Raw genomic sequence first — 6,000 nt, 5'->3', positions numbered from 1 at the left:
CTTCGTCTCTTGACCTTCTGTTCTTCATCAGGACCTTTGCGGCCCTGTGATTCGCAATTTCTCGCTCGCTTCCATCGGTTGTCATGCACCTCGCCTCGCTTGAGGCTCAGAAAAGATACAGGTCATTGCACATCTTGTCAAGCGTCTCTTCCCCATCCTTCCCTGACCATTCAGGATCACCGAAAAACCCGCGCCAGAAGGGCAACTTTTTCGGCCCCCTTCCTCTCGCCTCAATGGGACTGAGAGGCCGCACCCTGCCATCATGGCCAGGATGAAGCGCCTCTTCCTGTTCTGCGTTCTGCCCCTGGGTGGCCCTCTGGCGCAGGCTCTGTCCATCCGCTCTGCGGTCTCGGGGGGCGCGACCTACACGGTGGCCACCATTGATCTGACCCGCGACCGCCTGCAACTCCACTGGCAGAACCCTGCCACCCGCGCCCCCTACACCACCTTCGAGCAGTTACGGGCCCGGCTGGCCAAGGAGGGGCGCACCCTGCTGTTTGCCACCAACAGCGGCATCTATGCGCCGGGCTTGAAGCCGCTGGGCCTTCATGTAGAAGAGGGCCGTACCCTGGTCCCCCTGAACCGGGCCCAGAGCGGCGGCAACTTTGCACTGGTGCCCAACGGTGTGTTCTGGGTCAGCGGGCGCCGGGCCGGCGTGACCGAAACCCAGGCGTTTGCCCGCGCGGGCCTGCGCCCCACCTTCGCCACCCAGTCTGGACCCCTGCTGGTTCAGAACGGCAGCCTGCATCCCGCCTTTCGCAAAACTGGGACCTCGTTCAAGGTGCGCAGTGGTGTGGGGGTATGCGCGGATGGCCGCGTGCGCTTTGTGATCAGCGGGGCGCCGGTCAACTTCTACACGTTCGCCCTGTTCTTCCGGGACACCCTGCGCTGCCCCAATGCCCTGTACCTGGATGGCAGCATCAGCGCTTTTGCGACCACACGCGGCTCTGGGCAGTTTGCCCCGTTTGCCGGCATCTGGAGTGTGAGCCGCTAGCGCCCGAAGAGAGGGTGGGCGCGCGGGCCTGCCGCCGGAGGGCCAAGCGAAAGGCCCCGGCACGTGACCCGGGCCCCCGCTGGATGCACGGCTTTTAGCGAACCGTGAGGTTGATGGTGCGCAGGGGCTCGGCATCAGGCAGCCCCAGGGGACGAACTTCGTAGGTAATGGCGCCGGGCCCGGGTCGGCTCTGGTAGCTCCAGCCACAGGTGGCATCCAGGGGAATATTTTTGCGGCCAATGGGGCGATCTCCCCGGCGCACGGTGACCGAGTAGCCCTGCCCCTCTCCCACGCCACCAAAGCGGAAGGGCTCGCGCACCTGCTGCCCGTCGCTGATGCTGAGAGTAAAGGTCTCGGTGCAGCGCTGTTCACGCGCTCCCGTCGCCAGGGCTGCCACGGTCACCGCCACGGTGCCCAGCGTCTCACCGGCTGGCGTCTGAATGGTGTAGGTCTGCGCGCCAGCCGCAGGGCTGGGGACCACGAACGACCACGCGCCGTCGTCGCCCACCTGAACGCTGCCCAGGCTGGTGTCACCCTCGCGCACCTCCAGCGTCTGCCCGGCCTGCCCGGTGCCGCGCAAAGTGACCGCGCCAGCCGGCACCGAGGCATTTGCGGCCGGCTCGGTGATGGAGAACTGGCCCGGGGTGACTGGCTCGGCGGGTGCCTCGCCCGTGACCGGGGCCGCCTCATCCACCGTCACGTTCAGCTCGGCGCGGCCTTCAGGGTCGGCAGTCTGGGCCACCAGGGTCTGGGGCCCCGCCGCCAGGTCAGGTACCTCGGCCTCCCAGCCACCCTCCGCATTCACGGTGGCGGTGGCCACCTCCTGCTCACCGCTGCGCACGCTGACCTGGGCCCCTGCGGGTCCCGTGCCGCGCACAGTCAGCGGGCCGGGCGCCACCGTCTCTCCGGCGGCTGGGAAGGTAAAGGCCAGGGCTGTGGCCGCCCCCGTCACAGGTGACGCGCTGTCGGTGCCCACGCTGGGGGCCGGCGCCGTCTCCTGACCGGAAGGCCGCTGAAGCAGCCAGCAGCCGCCCAGAGTCAGCAGCAGCAGAAGCAGCGCCCACGGCCACCAGGGTCGGCGCCGCCGGGTGCGCTGATGGGTGGTGACCACCGGCGCGGGCGGCACCGGCTCGGTGGGACGGATGACGGTGGTCGTTGTGGTATCTGGCTGGGCTGCGGGGAGGTGAGGGTCCGGCGCCGTGAGGTTTGGCGCTGCACCAGGGGGCGGGCTCACCGCTGTGGCGCCGGCCACCGCTGCAGCGCCCAGGCTGGACAGCAGCAGCGGTTGCCCGCGCAGCCCGCCCAGCCACTCGGGGGCGTTCTGCGCGTTCAGACCCAGCTGGCCCATGCGGCTGAGCAGCAGCGGCAGGGCCAGGGCCAGCACGCGAGTCACCAGTTCGGGGGCGGCGCCTGTATCCTGCACCGTCTGCCGGTGAACGGCCGCAGCCTGCTCGCCCAGCAGCGGGGGCGTCAGCAGTTCGCCGGCCTGTTCGAGATTCTGCGCGCCCCCGGATTCATTCAGCGCCGCTTCGACGCTGCCGAATGCGGGCAGGGTGTTCACCGCTTCCAGCAGATGGGCGCGGCCCTCTGCGCCAGTGGCCTGATCGGCCAGCGCGTCCAGTTGCCGGGGGAGCCCGGCGGCCAGCACACGCCGCACCAGGGCGCTGTCGGCCCCCACCACCCGGGCCAGCGCCGAGACGCCCGCTTCAAAAAAAGTCCCCAGTCCTTCTGTGACCATGGTTCCTCCTGAACCCGTGCGCCCGGGTCACGCCGCCCTGTCCGCCCTGTGCCCAGGGAACGGACGCGGCGCAGCCCATTGGCAGGATGAGGCTCACCGTACCCGGCGCCGCTGCCACCTGCATTTACGAAGCCTTGACACCCCAGGCCCAGTGCTGGCGCCGGGTGTGCCTGGCCGGGGTCTGTCTCTGGGCTGCGCACCCATGAACACCTGCACAAATAGGCAAGGGCCGCAGAAGGGTTGTCCCCCTGCGGCCCTCCTGCCGGGCACATCCGGCCTCTAAGTGCCTCGCCCCTCCCATTTCAACGTTTCAGAAGGGGGCAGAAACGTTTCCATTCCCGGTGCGAGGCACTGTGGTTCGCTTCTCGCTCTGCGGCGCAGCTGTTCCAGCCCGCTCGGTTGATCGGGGGCTTGGCAGCGAGGGACTTAAGTAGCTCGCTGTTGATCTAAAGATCAACCGAGCGGAGCGAGTATCGAAAAAAGGACGTTGCACCGGGCGTGGAGACTGTTCGGTGCTCTCCTGCAAAGTCGTAACGTGAGGTGCAACGTCCTTAGCTTCAGATCTGACCCTCAAAGCGGTCGCGGTGCACCACGTAGGCCAGTCCCAGGGTCGCCAGGGTGCTGACCAGGCTGCTCAGGCCGTAGCTGATGAGTGGCAGGGTAATTCCAGTCAGGGGCAGCACACTCAGGGCCGCGCCAATGTTTTCCACCACCTGAAAGCCAATCTGCCCCAGCACCCCGGCAAACAGCACCTGATCCTGCAGCCGGGGGGCCTCGGCGGCCATGCCGGCCAGCCCCAGCAGCAGCGCGCCGTACAGCAGCAGCACCATCACGCCGCCCACCAGTCCCTGTTCCTCCAGCCAGGTGGAAATGGCAAAGTCGGTGTGGGCTTCCGGCAGAAAGCCGTTGTGCGACTGGCTGCCCTGCTTGTAGCCCTTGCCCTGCATGCCGCCCGAGCCCACGGCGATGGTGCTCTGGATCACCTGATAACCCGCGCCCCGGGGGTCCTTGTAGGGGTCCAGGAAGATGGTCAGGCGCTTTTGCTGATAGGCCTCCAGGCGGGGATACACCAGCGTGGGCACCGCCACCCCCACCGCCAGCACCGCCAGCAGGGCGTGCCAGACCGGAATGCGGGCCGCCAGCAGCATGACCCCGAACATCACGCCCAGCACCATGGCCCCGCCGAAATCCTGCACCACCACCAGCGCCAGGGCCGGTAAAAAGACGGCCAGGGCGCGGGCGTAGGTGCTCATACCCCTGTAGCCCTCGCGCAACACCAGCGCCAGCATCAGAATCAGGGCGAATTTCAGGATTTCCAGCGGCTGGAACTGCAGCGGCCCCAGCATGATCCAGTTGCGCTGCCCGTTCACTTCCTTGCCAATGACGAAGGTGCTGGCCTGCAGCGCCAGGGCCAGCGCAAACAGCTGCGGCGCAAAGCGGTACACGCGGTCGCGCCCCGCCCACCACAGCACCCCCACCGGCAGCGCGGCCAGGGCCACCCCCAGCACCTGCTTGGTAAAGACACCGCTGGACGCCCGGGGCGAGAGGGCCGCCGTGCTGACAGTCATCAGGCCCACCACCAGCAGGGCCAGGATGATGATGGGAAAGCGCAGGTCATACTTCACGCCCACAGGCTACGGCCCGCCGGCGCGACTTTCATAAGAGGGTGCCAGTGGGAGTGGGCCCGGCCTGCGCTGATGGGCACCCGCTGCGCACCCCGCGCCTTTTGCCGCCTGATGACTGGTGTGGGCTGGCCTTATCTGGCCCGGCCGCTAGGGCCGCCCTCGTCCAGGGGAATATTGGCCATCAGCACCACCATGTCGCCGCGCTGCTCGATTTCCACCGAGCTGTGGCCGGTGGGGAAATAGCGCTTGACCACTTCCAGCAGGTCGTTGCGCAGGGCATCCACCTTGCCGGGGGGAATCTGGGCGCGGTCATAGGCCAGCACCAGTTCCAGACGGTCTTTGAGGGTTTCCTTGGTGCGGCCCCGCTTCATCCACGAAAACATGTCAGGCCCCCCCGAACAGGCGGCGCAGCGCGGCCATGAACCCCCGGTCTTCTTCAAACTTGGGGTACGGCACATCCTCGCCCTTCAGGCGCCGGGCGGTGGCCATGAACGCCTCGCCCGCCTTGGTCTTGCCCAGCACCGCCGGCTCGCCCACGTTGGTGCTCACGATGATCCCTTCGTCCTCGGGCACGATGCCGATGGGCTTGACGCCCAGAATGTCGAGGATGTCGGCTTCACTGAGCATGTTGCCGCTGGCGACCATCTTGGGGCGCAGGCGGTTGATGACCAGCCGGATCTCACTGACCTGCTGCGCTTCCAGCAGACCAATGATGCGGTCGGCGTCGCGCACGCTGGAGACTTCGGGGTTCACCACAACCAGTGCACCCCCGGCCGGCGCCGCCGCCGTCTTGAAGCCGGATTCGATGCCGGCGGGGCTGTCAATCAGAATGCGGTCAAAGCCCTCCTGCTCCACGAGGTCGCGCACCACGCCCTTGAACACTTCGGGGTCCAGGGCGTCTTTGTCGCGGGTCTGAGAGGCGGGCAGCAGAAAGAGGTTCTCCACGCGCTTGTCGCGAATCAGGGCCTGGCTCATGCGGCACTTGCCCTCCAGGACGTCCACAAGGTCAAAGACCACACGTGACTCCAGGCCCATCACCACGTCGAGGTTTCGCAGGCCCACGTCCACGTCAATGACCGCGACCTTCTCGCCCAGTTTGGCCAGGGCGGCTCCTATGTTCGCGGTGGTCGTGGTTTTGCCCACGCCCCCTTTGCCGGACGTGACCACAATGACCTTGGCATTCATGCTGAGGGGCAGTATAGCTTACTGATATAGCCAGCAGGGCTGATCCAAAAATAACGCCCTAAACGATGAGCGCCCAAGTGTCGAGCGAAATTGGTATTTATGAGTGAGGAGAATCAATTAACTTTGCTTGGAGCTCTCAAAAGGCTCAAAACTGTCAACGGCAAGCGATTTGCCACTCAGTTCTTCGCATTGCCAAACTTTGGAGATTAAATGAAACTTGCTAGACTCCTTGCCTCCGCTCTTTTGATTACCCTTCCCCTCGCAAGTTGTGGAGCAAATATGCAGCCGCCCACAATAAGTCAGACAGAGAAGCCATCCCTCAAATCTCAGACAGTGCTACAACCTTCTTATCAAAGATAAAGCTACGCAGGAGATGCTACTGATAATTTAAGAACAGCATAATCTCGTTGAGCTCAGCAATTAACAGCCTACTTTCCACAATCAATAATGTCACTCTA

At 65.5% G+C, this 6,000-nt stretch carries 5 protein-coding genes; 1 reads left to right on the top strand and 4 read right to left on the bottom strand.

What is annotated here, in order from left to right:
- The first annotated feature begins 271 nt into the window (after positions 1-271).
- Positions 272-994 carry a phosphodiester glycosidase family protein gene (locus C8263_RS16050; RefSeq protein ID WP_107139146.1) on the top strand — a complete coding sequence of 241 codons (723 nt, stop codon included), beginning with the start codon at positions 272-274 and terminating at the stop codon, positions 992-994.
- A gap of 94 nt (positions 995-1,088) precedes the next feature.
- Here the strand turns inward: C8263_RS16050 and C8263_RS16045 are convergent, their stop codons facing one another.
- The 4 genes from C8263_RS16045 to minD form a co-directional block, all read right to left on the bottom strand.
- A complete protein-coding gene (locus C8263_RS16045; RefSeq protein ID WP_107139145.1) occupies positions 1,089-2,732 on the bottom strand; it encodes a DUF937 domain-containing protein in 1,644 nt (547 codons plus the stop codon).
- Between the two features lie 557 nt (positions 2,733-3,289).
- Positions 3,290-4,357 (bottom strand): FtsW/RodA/SpoVE family cell cycle protein, encoded by a 1,068-nt coding sequence (locus C8263_RS16040; RefSeq protein WP_107139153.1) that lies wholly within the window; start codon positions 4,355-4,357, stop codon positions 3,290-3,292.
- Between the two features lie 131 nt (positions 4,358-4,488).
- A complete protein-coding gene (gene minE / locus C8263_RS16035; protein ID WP_107139144.1) occupies positions 4,489-4,740 on the bottom strand; it encodes a cell division topological specificity factor MinE in 252 nt (83 codons plus the stop codon).
- Between the two features lies 1 nt (position 4,741).
- Entirely contained in the window at positions 4,742-5,542 is an 801-nt protein-coding gene (gene minD / locus C8263_RS16030; protein ID WP_107139143.1) for a septum site-determining protein MinD, read from the bottom strand.
- Positions 5,543-6,000 lie beyond the last annotated feature (458 nt).

It is taken from the genome of Deinococcus arcticus (assembly GCF_003028415.1).
Lineage (GTDB): Bacteria > Deinococcota > Deinococci > Deinococcales > Deinococcaceae > Deinococcus > Deinococcus arcticus.
This window is presented reverse-complemented; position numbering and strand designations above follow the sequence as displayed.

Coding starts and splice junctions, on each gene's coding strand:
- C8263_RS16050 (WP_107139146.1), top strand. CDS start 272: ATGAAGCGCCTCTTCCTGTTCTGCGTTCTGCCCCTGGGTGGCCCTCTG.
- C8263_RS16045 (WP_107139145.1), bottom strand. CDS start 2,732: ATGGTCACAGAAGGACTGGGGACTTTTTTTGAAGCGGGCGTCTCGGCG.
- minE (WP_107139144.1), bottom strand. CDS start 4,740: ATGTTTTCGTGGATGAAGCGGGGCCGCACCAAGGAAACCCTCAAAGAC.
- minD (WP_107139143.1), bottom strand. CDS start 5,542: ATGAATGCCAAGGTCATTGTGGTCACGTCCGGCAAAGGGGGCGTGGGC.